We start from the raw sequence: 14,612 nt of genomic DNA on the forward strand, positions 1-14,612 counted from the left end.
CCCTACGCGTCAGCAGGCGAATCCGTCGGGTGTCCCGGCGTCACCGACGATGAGCCACGTCCCGTCGACGTTCCGCAGCCGGTGGCTCTCGGCGTACCAGCCCGCGGGCTCGATCTCGACGATCTCGGCATCGGCCCGGGCACCCCACTCGTCCTCGTTGACGCACACCGACGCGACCGCGGTGTCCCCGGTGACGACGGCGGAGTGATCGCGCAGCTCGGGCTTCCCGACACGCCGGAAGTTGCCGGTCGCCAGCTGGCGGTAGCGCTCCAGGGTCGGCTCGGCGGCTTCGTCCGTCATGATGGAGCCGTAGTCGGCCGAGGCGAAGTCGCCGGAGGTCTCGACCCGGATGCGCTCGTCCCAGTACGCCTCCAGGACCGCCAGGACACGCGCTTCGTCGTCGCGCGTGGACGTGGGACCGGGGGCACTGCTGGGCGCGCCGGTGGAGGCACTGGAACCAGATCCGGCAGCGGGCGACGGCTCGGACGAGTCGTCGTCGCCGCAGGCGCCGAGCAGCAGGACGGCGGACAGGACGAGTGCGGACGTCGCGATTCGGTTCCCCCCGGAGTGCATGATCACCAGCGTAGGGCGGTGAGGCGCGCCTCACTGAGGGGAGCCTTCGTTGAACGGGGGGAATCATTAACGTCACAATGGCGTTGTGAAATACATGCGCGTGAATCATGAGGTGTCGTCCGTCGACGACCTCAGCACGCGCGAACGCGTCGCCGAGAGCATCCTGGGCAACGGTCCCAGCACCGCGTCGGCCCTGGCCGAGCGCCTGGGCCTGACCCCGGCCGCCGTGCGACGCCACCTCGAGTCGCTGCTCGAGCACGGCCTCGTCGAGTCGCGCGAGGAGCGCATCCACGGCGAGCGTCGCCGCGGCCGCCCCGCCCGGGTCTTCGCGCTGACCGATGCGGGACGCGACACGTTCGACCACGCCTACGACGACCTCGCCGCCCAGGCGCTGCGCTACCTGCACGAGACGGGCGGGGACGACGCGGTCGTCGCGTTCGCCCGTCACCGGTTCGCCGACTTCCGCGAGCGGTACGAGCGCCTCCTGGTCGACGTTCCGGTCGAGGACCAGCCCGCCGTCCTGGCCCGGGCGCTCACGGCCGACGGCTTCGCCGCCTCGACCATCTCCACCCCGCTCGGCGAGCAGATCTGCCAGCACCACTGCCCGGTGGCCCACGTCGCCGAGGAGTTCCCGCAGCTGTGCGAGGCCGAGACCGAGATCTTCGGCGAGCTGCTGGGCTCTCACGTCCAGCGTCTGGCCACGATCGCCCACGGCGACGGCGTGTGCACGACGTACCTGCCGCGGGCCACCCCGACCACCCACGCTCTGTCATCCAATGCTGTGTCATCAACCGAAGGGGAGTCTTCATGACGACCACCAACGACACGACCTCGATCGAGGACCTCAACCCGGGTCTGAAGGACGTCGGCAACTACGAGTTCGGCTGGCACGATGCCAACGACGCCGGCGCCGACGCCAAGCGCGGTCTGAGTGAGGCCGTCGTGCGCGACATCTCGGCCAAGAAGAACGAGCCCCAGTGGATGCTGGACCTGCGCCTGAAGGGCCTCAAGCTCTTCGACCGCAAGCCCATGCCCACGTGGGGTGCCGAGCTCGACGAGATCGACTTCGACAACATCAAGTACTTCGTCCGGTCGACCGAGAAGCAGGCGACCACGTGGGACGACCTGCCCGACGACATCAAGAACACGTACGACCGCCTGGGCATCCCGGAGGCCGAGAAGCAGCGCCTCGTGTCCGGCGTCGCGGCCCAGTACGAGTCCGAGGTCGTCTACCACCAGATCCGTGAGGACCTGGAGCAGCAGGGCGTCATCTTCCTCGACACCGACACGGCGCTCAAGGAGCACCCCGAGCTGTTCGAGGAGTACTTCGGCACCGTGATCCCGGTCGGTGACAACAAGTTCGCCGCGCTGAACACGTCCGTGTGGTCCGGCGGCTCGTTCATCTACGTGCCCAAGGGCGTCCACGTCGACATCCCGCTGCAGGCCTACTTCCGGATCAACACCGAGAACATGGGCCAGTTCGAGCGCACGCTGATCATCGCCGACGAGGATTCCTACATCCACTACGTCGAGGGCTGCACTGCGCCGATCTACAAGACCGACTCGCTGCACTCCGCGGTCGTCGAGATCATCGTGAAGAAGGGCGCCCGCGTCCGCTACACGACGATCCAGAACTGGTCGAACAACGTGTACAACCTCGTGACCAAGCGCGCCACGTGCGAGGCCGGCGCCACGATGGAGTGGGTTGACGGCAACATCGGCTCCAAGGTCACGATGAAGTACCCCGCGGTCTACCTCATGGGTGAGCACGCGCGCGGCGAGACGCTGTCGATCGCCTTCGCCGGCGAGGGCCAGTACCAGGACACCGGCGCCAAGATGGTGCACGTCGCCCCGAACACCTCCAGCTCGATCCTGAGCAAGTCGGTCGCCCGTGGCGGTGGCCGTACGTCCTACCGCGGCCTTCTGCAGGTCAACGAGGGCGCCGAGGGCTCGGCCAGCACGGTCAAGTGCGATGCGCTCCTCGTCGACCAGATCAGCCGCTCGGACACGTACCCGTACGTCGACGTCCGCGAGGACGACGTGACGCTGGGCCACGAGGCGACCGTCTCCAAGGTCAGCGACGACCAGCTCTTCTACTTCATGCAGCGCGGCATGGAGGAGGACGAGGCCATGGCGATGATCGTCCGCGGCTTCGTCGAGCCCATCGCCCGTGAGCTGCCGATGGAGTACGCGCTGGAGTTGAACCGACTGATCGAGCTGCAGATGGAGGGTGCTGTCGGATGACGACCTTGACTCCCGCTGGTGCTGACCAGCACATGGCTGACTCGATGGCTGCGGCGCTGGAACTGGACCACGTCCAGTCCCACCTGCATCCCGAGCCGTCCTTCGACGTGGCCGATCACCCCAAGCCCACGGGCCTGGAGGAGATCTGGCGGTTCACGCCGCTCAAGCGCCTGCGCGGCCTGCTCGACGGTGCGCCGTCGGACGCGTGCCTGGACTGGAAGGAAGAGCTTCCCGCCGGCGCCACGCTGACGACGATCACGACCGACGAGGCCAAGGCCATCGGCGGCATCGCGCCGCTCGACCGCCTGGCCGCGCTGGCCGTCCAGAACGCCGGCGGTGCCACGCTGCTGTCGATCGACGGTGAGTTGGACGCCCCCGCGCGCATCACGCTGACCGGCTCGTCCGTCGACCAGACCGTCTGGGGCCACATCGTCGTCAAGGTCGCGCCCTTCTCGAAGGCCACGATCACGTTCGACCACCTCGGCTCGGCCACCTACGCCACGAACGTCACGTACGTCGTGGGCGACGGTGCGCAGCTCGACGTCGTCAACCTGGTCGACTGGGAGGACGACGCGGTCCACGCGGTCCAGAACGGCATCAGCGTCGGCCGCGACGCCGCCGTGCGCTTCTTCGAGTTCACGCTCGGTGGCGACCTCGTCCGCTCGTCGACCAACGTCGACTACCGCGGCACGGGCGGCAGCGTCGACCTGCTCGGCATCTACTTCGCCGACGCGGGCCAGCACCTCGAGCACCGCCAGTTCGTCGACCACACGGCACCGCGCACTCGCAGCAACGTCGAGTACAAGGGCGCGCTGCAGGGCCAGGACGCGCACACCGTCTGGATCGGCAACGTCCTGATCCGCAAGGTCGCCGAGGGCATCGACACGTTCGAGCAGAACGACAACCTCGTGCTCACCGACGGCGCGCGCGCCGACTCGGTGCCCAACCTCGAGATCGAGACGGGCGACATCGCCGGCGCGGGTCACGCGTCGACGACCGGCCGCTTCGACGACGAGCACCTGTTCTACCTGCAGAGCCGGGGCATCGACCCGACCGAGGCCAAGCGCCTCGTCGTCCACGGCTTCTTCAACGACATCATCCGCCGGATCGGTGTCGAGGACCTCCAGGACCGCCTGCTGGCGGCCATCGAGGAGGAGCTGGCCGCGGTCGTCGGCAACCCCGCGGCGGTGGGCGCATGACGTTCCAGCAGGTCGCCAAGCTCGCCGACGTCCCCGAGGGCGCGGCCCTCGGCATCGAGTTCGAGGGCCACGACCTGGCCCTCGTGCGCGACGGCGACACCGTCTACTGCATCAAGGACTGGTGCTCGCACGCCGAGATCCCGCTGTCCGACGGCGACGTCGAGGGCTGCGAGATCGAGTGCTTCCTGCACGGGTCGCGCTTCGACCTGCGCAGCGGCAAGGCCCTCACGCCGCCGGCGACCGAGCCCGTCCCCGTCTACCAGACCAAGATCGAGGGAGAGACCGTGTGGGTCGACCTCCCCAACCAAGGAGAAAACGCATGAGCACCCTGGAGATCAAGAACCTCCACGTCTCCGTCGAGACCGAGGACGGCCCCAAGGAGATCCTCCGCGGCGTCGACCTGACCATCAACTCCGGCGAGGTCCACGCCATCATGGGCCCGAACGGCTCGGGCAAGTCCACGCTGGCCTACTCGATCGCCGGTCACCCCAAGTACAAGGTGACGCAGGGCGAGGTGCTGCTCGATGGTGAGAACATCCTCGAGATGAGCGTCGACGAGCGCGCCCGCGCCGGCCTGTTCCTCGCGATGCAGTACCCGGTCGAGATCCCCGGCGTGTCCGTCGCGAACTTCCTGCGCACGGCCAAGACGGCCATCGACGGCGAGGCGCCCAAGCTGCGCACGTGGGTCAAGGACGTCAACGCCGCGCTCGAGCGGATGACGCTCGACCCGTCGTTCTCGCAGCGCTCGGTCAACGAGGGCTTCTCCGGTGGCGAGAAGAAGCGTCACGAGATCGCCCAGCTCGAGCTGCTGAACCCGAAGTTCGCGGTCCTCGACGAGACGGACTCCGGCCTGGACATCGACGCCCTGCGCGTCGTCTCCGACGGCGTCAACCGCTACTCGGACCAGGGTGACCGCGGCGTGCTGCTGATCACGCACTACACGCGCATCCTGAACTACATCAAGCCCGACTACGTGCACGTCTTCGTCGCCGGCCGCCTGGCCCAGACCGGTGGGCGCGAGCTCGCTGAGCTGCTCGAGGCCGAGGGCTACGACAAGTTCACCAAGGCGGCCGTCTGATCATGACCGGCTACGACGTCGAGGCGGTTCGCAAGGATTTCCCGATCCTCGCCAGGACACTGGCGGGCGATCGTCCGCTCGTGTACCTGGACAGCGCCAACACGTCGCAGAAGCCGCGTCAGGTGGTCGAGGCGATCGAGCGCCACTACCTCGAGCACAACGCGAACGTGGCGCGGGCCATGCACCAGCTCGGTGCTGAGGCCAGCGCGGCGTTCGAGCTCGGGCGCGACAAGGTGGCCGAGTTCATCGGCGCGCCGAGTCGCGACGAGGTGATCTTCACCAAGAACGCCTCCGAGGCGCTCAACCTGGTGGCGCGCGTGCTGGGCGACTCCGGTCGCATCGGCGCCGGTGACGAGGTCGTGGTGACGCAGATGGAGCACCACTCCAACCTCGTGCCGTGGCAGATGCTGTCGCAGCGCGTCGGCGCTGACCTGCGCTGGTACGGCGTCACGCCCGAGGGTCGCCTCGACCTCGACTCGCACACGCTGACCGAGCGCACCAAGGTCGTCGCGGTCACGTGGGTCTCGAACATGCTCGGCACGATCAACCCGGTCGCCGAGATCGTCCGACGGGCTCGCGAGGTCGGGGCGCTCGTCGTCATCGACGCCTCGCAGGCCGTGCCGCAGCTGCCGGTCGACGTCGCCGAGCTGGGTGCCGACTTCGTGGCCTTCACCGGTCACAAGATGGTCGGTCCCACGGGCATCGGCGTGCTGTGGGGTCGCTACGACCTGCTGGCCGAGCTGCCGCCGTTCCTGGGTGGCGGCGAGATGATCGAGACGGTGTCGATGGAGGCCACGACGTTCGCGGCGCCGCCGCACCGCTTCGAGGCCGGCACGCCGCCGATCGCGCAGTCGGTCGGGCTCGGCGCCGCCGTGGACTACCTGACCGCGCTCGGCATGGAGAACGTCGCCGCGCACGAGCAGCAGATCACGGCGTACGCGCTCGAGGCCATGAACGAGCTGTCCGGCGTGACGATCGTCGGACCCAAGGACCCGGTCGACCGCGGCGGAGCGATCAGCTTCACCGTCGACGGCGTCCACCCGCACGACGTGTCGCAGCTGCTCGACTCGCAGGGCGTCGCCGTGCGCGCCGGTCACCACTGCGCCAAGCCGCTGCACCAGCACTTCGGCGTCCAGTCCACGACCCGGGCGTCGTTCTACCTGTACACGACCGAGGCCGAGATCGACGCGCTCGTCGCGGGGATCCGCCACACCCAGTCGTACTTCGGAGCCTGACATGGACGCTTCCAATGTCGATGCGATGTACCAGGAGATCATCCTGGACCACTACAAGCACCCCCACGGTGCCGGCCTGCGCGAGCCGTTCGAGGCGCAGGTCCACCACGTCAACCCGACCTGCGGTGACGAGATCACCCTGCGGGTCCACGTGGCCGGCAACCTCGTCGAGGACATCTCGTACGACGCCGAGGGCTGTTCCATCAGCCAGGCCTCGGCGTCGGTCCTGAACGAACTCGTCGTCGGCAAGTCGGTCCAGGACGGCCTGGCCACCCTGGACGTGTTCCAGGAGCTCATGCAGGGCCGCGGCCAGGTCGAGCCGAATGAAGACGTACTCGAGGACGGCATCGCCTTCGCCGGTGTCGCCCAGTTCCCCGCGCGCGTGAAGTGCGCCCTGTTGGCCTGGATGGCCTGGAAGGACGCCGTCGCGCAAGCCGCGGCCAAGGAGGATTCCCATGACCACTGACCACAGCGACCTGCCGGACGTCACCGTCCAGCCCGGAGCCACCAGCGACGATGACGTCTGGGAGGCGATGAAGGACGTCGTCGACCCCGAGCTGGGCATCAACGTCGTCGACCTGGGCCTGGTGTACGGCGTTCACACCGACGAGCACAGCAACCTCGTCCTGCAGATGACGCTGACGTCCGCGGCCTGCCCGCTGACCGACGTCATCGAGGACCAGACCCGCGCGGCCCTCGACGGCCTCGTCAACGACTTCCGGATCGAGTGGGTCTGGATGCCGCCGTGGGGCCCGGACAAGATCACCGACGACGGCCGCGAGATGCTGCGCGCCCTCGGCTTCAACATCGGCTGACTGCCGCCCGCCCTCTCCACTTTTGGACGCGGATCCACGCCACTCGAGCGCACGAGCGTGGATGCGCGTCCAAATGTGGTTTGGGGCGCCGGGATTTCGTGTCCCGCGGCACCGCCGCTTAGACTGACTCGGTGGACATGATCCGGCTGGAGTGACGCCCGAGCACCTGCTCGACCCCGCGTCCTCGCCACGTCCAACCCTCACGAAGGCTCTTCCATGATCACCGCTTCCAACGTGGAGCTGCGCTTCGGCGCGCGCGTCCTGATGTCCGACGTCTCCTTCCAGGTCGCCAAGGGCGACAAGATCGGGCTCGTCGGCCGCAACGGCGCGGGCAAGACCACCCTGACGAAGATGCTGGCCGGTGCCGGCGGCGAGCCTGCCGAGGGCACCATCTCGCGCACGGGCACGGTGGGCTACCTGCCGCAGGACCCGCGCGTCGGTGACCCTTCGGTCACGGCCCGCGACCGCATCCTCGCCGCCCGCGGCCTCGACGAGGCGCTGCGCCGGATGCGCCAGGCCGAGAAGGAGATGGCGTCGGAGGACTCGGCGATCGCCGAGGACGCGATGCGCCGCTACTCCCGCGCGGACGCCGAGTTCGGCGCGGGCGGCGGCTACGCGGCCGAGTCCGAGGCGGCGACGATCGCGATGGCGCTCGGCCTGCCCGAGCGTGTCCTGGACCAGCCGCTGAGCACCTTGTCCGGTGGTCAGCGCCGTCGCATCGAGTTGGCGCGGATCCTGTTCTCGGACGCCGACATCCTGCTGCTCGACGAGCCGACCAACCACCTGGACGCCGACTCCATCGTGTGGCTGCGCGGCTTCCTGAAGAACTTCTCGGGTGGACTGGTGATCATCAGCCACGACGTCGACCTGGTGGAGGAGACCGTCAACAAGGTCTTCTACCTCGACGCGAACCGTGGCGTCATCGACATCTACAACATGGGCTGGCGTCCCTACCTCAAGCAGCGCGAGGCCGACGAGGCCCGCCGCAAGCGCGAGCGCGCCAACGCCGTGAAGCAGGCCGAGCGCCTCATCGACCAGGGCAACCGGATGCGCGCGAAGGCGTCCAAGGCCACCGCGGCCCAGCAGATGCTCAAGCGGGCCGAGAAGATGATGGCCGGCCTCGAGGAGGTCCGTGCCGTCGACAAGGTCGCCAAGATCGCGTTCCCCAAGCCGGCCGCGTGCGGGAAGACGCCGCTCATGGCCGAGGGACTGTCCAAGTCCTACGGCTCGCTCGAGATCTTCACCGATGTCGACCTGGCGATCGACCGGGGGAGTCGCGTCGTCGTGCTCGGCCTCAACGGCGCCGGCAAGACGACCCTGCTGCGCCTGCTGGCTGGCGTCGACAAGAGCGACACCGGTGAGATCATCCCGGGGCACGGCCTGCGCATCGGCTACTACGCCCAGGAGCACGAGACCCTCGACACCTCCCGGTCGGTCCTGGAGAACATGCAGCGGGCGGCTCCGCACCTGACCGACACCGAGGCGCGCAGCGTCCTGGGCTCGTTCCTGTTCACCGGCGACGACACGGCGAAACCGGCGGGGGTGCTGTCCGGCGGTGAGAAGACCCGTCTCGCCCTGGCCAGCCTGATCGTGTCGTCGGCGAACGTCCTGCTGCTGGACGAGCCCACCAACAACCTGGACCCCGCCTCGCGCGAGGAGGTGCTGGCGGCGATCCGCTCCTACGAGGGCGCGATCATCCTGGTCACCCACGACGAGGGCGCCGTGCACGCGCTGGAGCCCGACCGTGTGCTGCTCCTGCCCGACGGCGACGAGGACCTCTGGTCCGACACGTACGCCGACCTGGTCAGCCTCGCTTGAGCCGTCAGGCCGTCGTGACCGCGGCGGCCTGGCGTCGCTCGCGCACCTCGGTGCGGGCGAACCAGAAGTAGCCGAAGAGCGCCAGTCCGGCGAAGAAGTACCACTGGATCGAGTAGAAGAAGCTGGGGCCCGAGCTCAGGTCGGGCTTCTTCGCCATCTCGAGGCCGTCCTGCTCGGGGGCCGTCATGGCGATGAATCCCGGCATCGGCTCGGCGCCCAGGAGGTCGTCCCAGCTCTCGCTGTCGATGGCGCGTACCTCGCCGTCACGCGGGGTCGTGGCGTCGCCGTCGGCCGTGCTGTCGGGCTGCAGCCAGCCGCTGACGGTCACCTGGCCGGCCGGTGGCGGGATGATCTCCTCGGAGGCGCCACCGGAGTTGTCGGCTTTTGACCAGCCGCGCTGGACCAGGACCGTCTCGCCGGTGTCCAGGCGCAGCGGAGTGACGACCTCGACGCCCGTGCGGCTGTCGCGGTGGGCGAACCGGACCGTGACCTCGTGCTGGGGGTCGAACGTGCCCGTCGCCGTCACGGTGCGCCACGCGAGGTCGGACGACCACCCGTCGGCGAGCGCGTCCTCGACGGGGATCGGCTGGGCCGTGTAGTTCCCGCGCGTGACCTCATTGGCGTCCTGGCGCTCGTGGTAGCGGTCGTACTGCCACTGGCCGAGCCGGAAGCACGTCACGAACATGACCACGACGAAGATCGCGAGCCCGATCCAACGCGGGCTCAGGAGGAACCGGTACACCTAGCTGTCCAGCTGCTTCCGGTCGGCGTCGAAGGGCGACGGGCCGTCTCCGGCGTTGCGGATCGCGGAGTTGCCGATCACGACGGCGACGTACGGCAGCAGGACGGCGCCGACGAGCAGCAGCCAGCGGCTCCAGTGGTCGACGGCGACGAAGCCCAGGAAGCAGGCGACGCGGATGGCCATCGAGATCAGGTAGTTGCGCTCGCGGTGGTCGACCTGCGCGCTGTGAGGGGCGCTCGCACTCGTGATCGAGTGGACCTCTTCGGATTCGCGGCGCGCCATGACTCAACTCTACGCCGTGCTCCACGCGTGGGACGATGACGGCATGAGCAACCGCACCTATCGCGTCACGGAGATCGTCGGCACGTCGCCCCAGGGCGTCAGCGAGGCCATCGACAGCGGCATCGCCCGCGCGTCGCAGACCCTGCGTCACCTCGACTGGTTCGAGGTCGTCGGCATCCGCGGCCAGATCGTGGACGACGAGGTCGAGCACTACCAGGTCACGCTGAAGATCGGCTTCCGCCTCGAGGACGACGAGTGATCCTGGCCCGCTGAGGGTCAGCTGCGATCGGCGGCGTCGGCCGCCTCGACCTCTTCGCGGGTGATCCCCATGAGGTACACGATCGCGTCGAGGTACGGCACGTTCACCGACGTCTGCGCCTGGTCGCGCACGAGCGGCTTGGCGTTGAACGCGATGCCCAGTCCCGCCGCCGCGAGCATGTCGAGGTCGTTGGCGCCGTCGCCGATCGCCACGGTGTTGCGCACATTGATGCCCGCCTGCTCCGCGAAGTCGCGCAGCGACTCGGCCTTGCCCGCCCGGTCGACGACCCGGCCAAGCACCTTGCCGGAGAGCCGGCCGTCGACGACCTCGAGCTCGTTGGCCGCGAAGTAGTCGATGCCCAGGTCGGCGGCGAGCCGCTCGATGATCTGGGTGAAGCCGCCGCTGACCAGCGCGAAGCGATAGCCCAGGCGCTTGAGCGTGCGGATCATCGTGCGGGCGCCCGGGGTGAAGCACAGGTTCTCGTAGACCTCGTCCAATGCGGAGGCCGGCACCCCGGCCAGCTGGGCGACGCGCTCGTGCAGGGAGGCGGCGAAGTCGAGCTCGCCGCGCATCGCGCGGTCGGTGACCTCCGCCACGGCGTCCTGGCACCCGGCGTGAGCGGCGAGCATCTCGATGACCTCACCCTGGATGAGGGTGGAGTCGACGTCCATCACGACGAGGCGCTGGGCGTGCCGCAGGATGCCGTGCTCCTGCACGGCGACGTCGGTGCCGTGCTCGTGGCCTATCGACGCCAGCTCGGACTGCAGCGCGTCGGGATCGGCGCCCGAGACCTCCATGCGGATCGCGGTGACGGGGTAGCGCGCCATCCGCACGATGCGGTCGATGTTGCCGCCGAGTCGGTTGATGCCGCGGGTGAGGGCCGCCATCGCCCCGGGCATCAGCGGGGCGCCGAGCACGACGACCTGGGAGCGGCCGACCCGGCGTGGACGGTTGTCGCCGCTGCCGCGCACGGACTCGACCTCGAGGCCCAGCTCGGAGCCGGCCGTGGCCAGATCGGCCTCGAACGCGGCGGAGTCCGGCGGCTCGGTGACCAGCACGCTCAGGACCAGTCGTCCACGAACGACGAGCTGCTCGACGTCGATCACCTCGACCTCGTGCTCGGCCAGGACGGAGAAGACTCGGCTGGACACGCCCGTGCGGTCGGGGCCGCTGAACGTCACCAGCACCGTGGGGGCGGTCAGTTGCAGCGTGGGGACGTGTCCCGGGACTGGCGTGCTCATCGTGTCGAGGGTATCGGCACGCGATTGTCCCGTACCGATAGGTTGGTCATGTGACCGCCGTTCTCGAATTGACCGACGTCACCATCATGCGCTCGGGCAAGAATCTGCTGGACCAGGTGTCGTGGCGTGTCCTGCCCGGCGACCACTGGGTGATCGTCGGCCCGAACGGCGCGGGGAAGACCACGCTGCTGCAGGTCGCCTCCGCGAACATGCACCCCACCTCCGGCACCGCCGAGATCCTGGGCGAGCGACTGGGCGCCGTCGACGTCTTCGAGCTCCGGCCCCGCATCGGCCACACGAGTGCGTCGATCGCCGAGCTGGTCCCGCCCGGCGAGTCGGTCCGCAACCTCATCCTCTCGGCCGCCTACGCCGTCCTCGGGCGCTGGAACGAGGAGTACGACGAGCAGGACCACCAGCGCGCGATGGCGATGCTGGCCGAGCTCGGCATCGCCGCCCTGGCCGACCGCACGTTCGGCACCTTGTCCGAGGGCGAGAAGAAGCGTGTCCTGATCGCGCGCGCCCTGATGACCGACCCCGAGGTCGTCCTGCTCGACGAGCCGGCCGCGGGCCTGGACGTCGGCGCCCGCGAGGACCTCATCGCCAGCCTCGAGGCGCTCGCCTCGGACAATCGCGGTCCGTCCCTCGTCATGGTGTCGCACCATCTCGAGGAGATCGCCCCGGGCTTCACGCACGCCCTGCTGCTGTCGGGCGGACGCGTCGTCTCGGCCGGGCCGATCGTCGACACGTTGACCTCGCAGAACCTCTCCGAGGCCTTCGGCCAGCGGCTCGAGGTCACACACGATGCAGGCCGATTCACGGCGCGGCGCGCCCCGGTGCGACGCCGGGCGAACTAGGGGAGTGGGACATGGACTGGTTCGGTGACGACATCTGGGTGACCTGGGCGGCGCTGGGCGTCCTCATGTGCCTGATCGAGCTGGCCAGCGGCGAGCTGATCTTCCTGATGTTCGGCATCGCTGCCTTCTCCGCCGCGCTGGCGGCCGGCTTCGGTGCCCCGCTCGCCATCCCGCTGGCGCTGTTCGGCGTGATCTCGGTCGCGCTGCTGGCGCTCGTCCGGCCACGCATCGCGGCGCGCGTCCACGACGGCCCGTCGCTGCCCGTCGGCCAACAGGGGTTGGTCGGCCAGCTGGCGATCGTCGAGGAGCGCGTCAACCGCCACGCCGGCCGCGTCCTGATCGGCGACGTCCACTGGACCGCCCGCCCGGTCGACCCCGAGGCGATCTACGAACCCGGCGACGAGCTGCTCGTCGCCGCCATCGACGGTGCGATCGCCCGCGTCGTCCGGAAGGAGAGCTGAATGTTCGCCAATGCCCTGCTGATCTTCTTCATCCTGCTGGTGGTCCTGCTGATCGTGACCGCGGCGATGAGCCTGAAGATCATCCCGCAGAACTTCGCGGGTGTCGTCGAGCGACTGGGGAAGTACCGCACGACCCTGACGCCCGGGCCGCACCTGATCGTGCCGTTCCTCGACCGCGTGAAGTACCGGGTCGACCAGCGCGAGCAGGTCGTCTCCTTCCCGCCGCAGGGCGTCATCACCGAGGACAACCTGACGGTCGAGATCGACACCGTCATCCTCTACACGGTCAACAACCCGGTCTCGGCGACGTACGAGATCGTCAACTACATCGAGGGCATCCACCAGCTCACGACCACCACGCTGCGCAACATCATCGGCGGTATGACGCTCGAGCACGCGCTCACCAGCCGTGACCAGATCAACCGCACGCTGAGTGCCGAGCTCGACGCCGCGACGGGTCGCTGGGGCATCAAGGTCAGCCGGGTCGAGCTCAAGAGCATCGACCCGCCGCCGACCATCATCGACGCGATGGAGAAGCAGATGCGGGCCGAGCGCGACAAGCGCGCGGCGATCCTCACGGCCGAGGGCGAGCGCCAGTCGGCGATCCTGTCCGCCGAGGGCCAGAAGCAGGCGGCCATCCTGCGTGCCGAGGGCGACAAGCAGTCGGCGATCCTGACCGCCGAGGGTGAGAAGACCGCGGCGATCCTGACCGCGCAGGGTGAGGGCCGCGCCATCGAGACCGTCTTCCAGGCGATCCACGACGGCAACCCCGACCAGAAGCTGCTCTCGTACCAGTACCTGCAGACGCTTCCGAAGATCGCGCAGGGCCACAACGCCTCCACGTGGATCATCCCGGCCGAGGTCACCGCGGCGCTGAGCCAGATCGGCAACGTCGTCGGCTCGATCCCGACCGACGGAGGCGGCTCGCGCAAGCGGGTCGACCTCGACGAGCCCGTCGTGACCGACTCGTCCAGCCCCGAGACGACCAGCAGCGCCGTCGAGGAGGCCATCCGCGCGGCGAAGCAGGCCGAGTCCCCGGTCTCGACCAAGGACGAGCCCCCGACGGACCAGCCGCCCACGGCGTGACGGCCCGGATCTGGCTCCTGGGGGCCGCCGTGCTGGCCACGGCGGCGATCGTCGTCGCGTGGTTGCTCGTCGACCGCACGGAGGACGATCCGCTCAGCGGACCGCCGGCGCAGCAGGCCGAGGAGGTCCCGTTGGCCGACGGCTCGACGACCGAGCCCGACGAGGCGTGGGTGACCGAGACCGCCGCCAGCCGGCAGATCCCGGTGCGGGCGATGCAGGCGTACGCCCGCACCGAGATCAGCCAGCGCGAGGCGCAGCCGAAGTGCAACCTGCGCTGGAACACGCTCGCGGGGGTCGGCTCGGTCGAGTCGGCCCACGGGACACTGGGCGGGGCAGGCCTCGACGCGGCCGGCGTGCCCAGCAAGCGGATCATCGGCCCGCCGCTCAACGGGGAGAACGGCACGCGGGCGATCAAGGCGACGAAGGAGTCGACGGCGCTGCACGGGGACGAGGAGTGGGACCGCGCCGTCGGCCCGTTCCAGTTCCTCACGTCCTCGTGGGAGCAGTACGGCGCCGACGCGGACAGTGACGGCGACGCCGACCCACACGACATCGACGACGCCGCGCTCGGCGCCGCCAACCACCTGTGCGACCGCGAGCGCGACCTCTCGGGCGACGGCTGGGTCAAGGCGGTGTACGCCTACAACAACTCGATGGCGTACGTCGGCAAGGTGCGCGGCATCGCCAACAGCTACGCCAGATAGGCGAGAGTGGCTTAGGGTCGG

The 14,612-nt window shown here is 69.1% G+C and carries 18 protein-coding genes; 14 read left to right on the plus strand and 4 right to left on the minus strand.

The genetic code is table 11. The features are described from left to right. Positions 1-9 precede the first annotated feature (9 nt). A complete protein-coding gene (locus RT323_RS05800; RefSeq protein ID WP_313405791.1) occupies positions 10-573 on the minus strand; it encodes a hypothetical protein in 564 nt (187 codons plus the stop codon). 94 nt (positions 574-667) lie between these two features. Here RT323_RS05800 and RT323_RS05805 point away from each other — a divergent pair, with 94 nt between their 5' ends. The 9 genes from RT323_RS05805 (at position 668) to abc-f (ending at position 8,962) form a co-directional block, all read left to right on the plus strand. Then, positions 668-1,384: a metalloregulator ArsR/SmtB family transcription factor gene (locus RT323_RS05805; protein WP_313405867.1), complete on the plus strand. Its 717-nt coding sequence runs from the start codon at positions 668-670 to the stop codon at positions 1,382-1,384. Continuing rightward, a complete protein-coding gene (sufB, locus tag RT323_RS05810; protein ID WP_313405793.1) occupies positions 1,381-2,817 on the plus strand; it encodes a Fe-S cluster assembly protein SufB in 1,437 nt (478 codons plus the stop codon). Before RT323_RS05805 ends, sufB begins: the two co-directional genes overlap by 4 nt. After that, positions 2,814-4,016 (plus strand): Fe-S cluster assembly protein SufD, encoded by a 1,203-nt coding sequence (sufD, locus tag RT323_RS05815; protein WP_313405795.1) that lies wholly within the window; start codon positions 2,814-2,816, stop codon positions 4,014-4,016. The genes sufB and sufD overlap by 4 nt, the downstream gene beginning before the upstream one ends. Beyond that, entirely contained in the window at positions 4,013-4,339 is a 327-nt protein-coding gene (locus RT323_RS05820; protein WP_313405797.1) for a non-heme iron oxygenase ferredoxin subunit, read from the plus strand. Before sufD ends, RT323_RS05820 begins: the two co-directional genes overlap by 4 nt. Further along, positions 4,336-5,094 (plus strand): Fe-S cluster assembly ATPase SufC, encoded by a 759-nt coding sequence (gene sufC, locus RT323_RS05825; protein ID WP_313405798.1) that lies wholly within the window; start codon positions 4,336-4,338, stop codon positions 5,092-5,094. The genes RT323_RS05820 and sufC overlap by 4 nt, the downstream gene beginning before the upstream one ends. A 2-nt stretch (positions 5,095-5,096) precedes the next feature. Beyond that, positions 5,097-6,329 carry a cysteine desulfurase gene (locus RT323_RS05830; protein ID WP_313405800.1) on the plus strand — a complete coding sequence of 411 codons (1,233 nt, stop codon included), beginning with the start codon at positions 5,097-5,099 and terminating at the stop codon, positions 6,327-6,329. A gap of 1 nt (position 6,330) precedes the next feature. Next, the gene (gene sufU / locus RT323_RS05835; RefSeq protein WP_313405802.1) at positions 6,331-6,795 is read left to right on the plus strand and encodes a Fe-S cluster assembly sulfur transfer protein SufU; all 465 of its coding nucleotides are present in this window, start codon (positions 6,331-6,333) and stop codon (positions 6,793-6,795) included. Next, positions 6,785-7,144, plus strand: a complete 360-nt coding sequence (locus tag RT323_RS05840; RefSeq protein WP_313405804.1) for a metal-sulfur cluster assembly factor — start codon at positions 6,785-6,787, stop codon at positions 7,142-7,144. The genes sufU and RT323_RS05840 overlap by 11 nt, the downstream gene beginning before the upstream one ends. A gap of 216 nt (positions 7,145-7,360) precedes the next feature. Next, on the plus strand, positions 7,361-8,962 hold the full coding sequence (gene abc-f, locus RT323_RS05845; protein WP_313405806.1) for a ribosomal protection-like ABC-F family protein: 1,602 nt from the start codon (positions 7,361-7,363) through the stop codon (positions 8,960-8,962). 4 nt (positions 8,963-8,966) lie between these two features. Here abc-f and RT323_RS05850 read toward each other — a convergent pair whose 3' ends face one another. Together RT323_RS05850 and RT323_RS05855 are read right to left on the minus strand one after the other, a co-directional pair. Then, on the minus strand, positions 8,967-9,704 hold the full coding sequence (locus RT323_RS05850; protein ID WP_313405807.1) for an SURF1 family protein: 738 nt from the start codon (positions 9,702-9,704) through the stop codon (positions 8,967-8,969). Beyond that, positions 9,705-9,986, minus strand: coding sequence for a DUF3099 domain-containing protein (locus RT323_RS05855; RefSeq protein WP_313405808.1), 282 nt, complete (start codon positions 9,984-9,986; stop codon positions 9,705-9,707). A 43-nt stretch (positions 9,987-10,029) separates the two neighbouring features. On the opposite strand from RT323_RS05855, the gene RT323_RS05860 reads away from it, so the two are divergent. Further along, a complete protein-coding gene (locus RT323_RS05860) occupies positions 10,030-10,245 on the plus strand; it encodes a dodecin (RefSeq protein WP_313405810.1) in 216 nt (71 codons plus the stop codon). Between the two features lie 17 nt (positions 10,246-10,262). On the opposite strand, the gene serB is transcribed toward RT323_RS05860, so the two are convergent. Then, positions 10,263-11,486, minus strand: a complete 1,224-nt coding sequence (gene serB / locus RT323_RS05865) for a phosphoserine phosphatase SerB (protein ID WP_313405811.1) — start codon at positions 11,484-11,486, stop codon at positions 10,263-10,265. A 50-nt stretch (positions 11,487-11,536) separates the two neighbouring features. Here serB and RT323_RS05870 point away from each other — a divergent pair, with 50 nt between their 5' ends. From RT323_RS05870 to RT323_RS05885, 4 genes are read left to right on the plus strand one after another with little or no spacing between them, the layout of a single operon-like run. Continuing rightward, positions 11,537-12,340, plus strand: coding sequence for an ABC transporter ATP-binding protein (locus RT323_RS05870; protein ID WP_313405814.1), 804 nt, complete (start codon positions 11,537-11,539; stop codon positions 12,338-12,340). 11 nt (positions 12,341-12,351) lie between these two features. Further along, positions 12,352-12,801, plus strand: a complete 450-nt coding sequence (locus tag RT323_RS05875; RefSeq protein WP_313405816.1) for an NfeD family protein — start codon at positions 12,352-12,354, stop codon at positions 12,799-12,801. Beyond that, positions 12,802-13,887 (plus strand): SPFH domain-containing protein, encoded by a 1,086-nt coding sequence (locus tag RT323_RS05880; RefSeq protein WP_313405819.1) that lies wholly within the window; start codon positions 12,802-12,804, stop codon positions 13,885-13,887. Continuing rightward, positions 13,884-14,591, plus strand: coding sequence for a lytic murein transglycosylase (locus RT323_RS05885; RefSeq protein ID WP_313405822.1), 708 nt, complete (start codon positions 13,884-13,886; stop codon positions 14,589-14,591). The genes RT323_RS05880 and RT323_RS05885 overlap by 4 nt, the downstream gene beginning before the upstream one ends. The last annotated feature ends 21 nt before the right edge of the window (positions 14,592-14,612 follow it).

The sequence above is a fragment of the Aeromicrobium sp. genome, assembly GCF_032084975.1.
GTDB lineage: Bacteria > Actinomycetota > Actinomycetes > Propionibacteriales > Nocardioidaceae > Aeromicrobium.

What these genes read in the sequence shown, in the direction of transcription:
- RT323_RS05800 (WP_313405791.1), bottom strand. Translation starts at nt 573, where the DNA reads ATGCACTCCGGGGGGAACCGAATCGCGACGTCCGCACTCGTCCTGTCC.
- RT323_RS05805 (WP_313405867.1), top strand. Translation starts at nt 668, where the DNA reads ATGCGCGTGAATCATGAGGTGTCGTCCGTCGACGACCTCAGCACGCGC.
- sufB (WP_313405793.1), top strand. Translation starts at nt 1,381, where the DNA reads ATGACGACCACCAACGACACGACCTCGATCGAGGACCTCAACCCGGGT.
- sufD (WP_313405795.1), top strand. Translation starts at nt 2,814, where the DNA reads ATGACGACCTTGACTCCCGCTGGTGCTGACCAGCACATGGCTGACTCG.
- RT323_RS05820 (WP_313405797.1), top strand. Translation starts at nt 4,013, where the DNA reads ATGACGTTCCAGCAGGTCGCCAAGCTCGCCGACGTCCCCGAGGGCGCG.
- sufC (WP_313405798.1), top strand. Translation starts at nt 4,336, where the DNA reads ATGAGCACCCTGGAGATCAAGAACCTCCACGTCTCCGTCGAGACCGAG.
- RT323_RS05830 (WP_313405800.1), top strand. Translation starts at nt 5,097, where the DNA reads ATGACCGGCTACGACGTCGAGGCGGTTCGCAAGGATTTCCCGATCCTC.
- sufU (WP_313405802.1), top strand. Translation starts at nt 6,331, where the DNA reads ATGGACGCTTCCAATGTCGATGCGATGTACCAGGAGATCATCCTGGAC.
- RT323_RS05840 (WP_313405804.1), top strand. Translation starts at nt 6,785, where the DNA reads ATGACCACTGACCACAGCGACCTGCCGGACGTCACCGTCCAGCCCGGA.
- abc-f (WP_313405806.1), top strand. Translation starts at nt 7,361, where the DNA reads ATGATCACCGCTTCCAACGTGGAGCTGCGCTTCGGCGCGCGCGTCCTG.
- RT323_RS05855 (WP_313405808.1), bottom strand. Translation starts at nt 9,986, where the DNA reads ATGGCGCGCCGCGAATCCGAAGAGGTCCACTCGATCACGAGTGCGAGC.
- RT323_RS05860 (WP_313405810.1), top strand. Translation starts at nt 10,030, where the DNA reads ATGAGCAACCGCACCTATCGCGTCACGGAGATCGTCGGCACGTCGCCC.
- serB (WP_313405811.1), bottom strand. Translation starts at nt 11,486, where the DNA reads ATGAGCACGCCAGTCCCGGGACACGTCCCCACGCTGCAACTGACCGCC.
- RT323_RS05875 (WP_313405816.1), top strand. Translation starts at nt 12,352, where the DNA reads ATGGACTGGTTCGGTGACGACATCTGGGTGACCTGGGCGGCGCTGGGC.
- RT323_RS05880 (WP_313405819.1), top strand. Translation starts at nt 12,802, where the DNA reads ATGTTCGCCAATGCCCTGCTGATCTTCTTCATCCTGCTGGTGGTCCTG.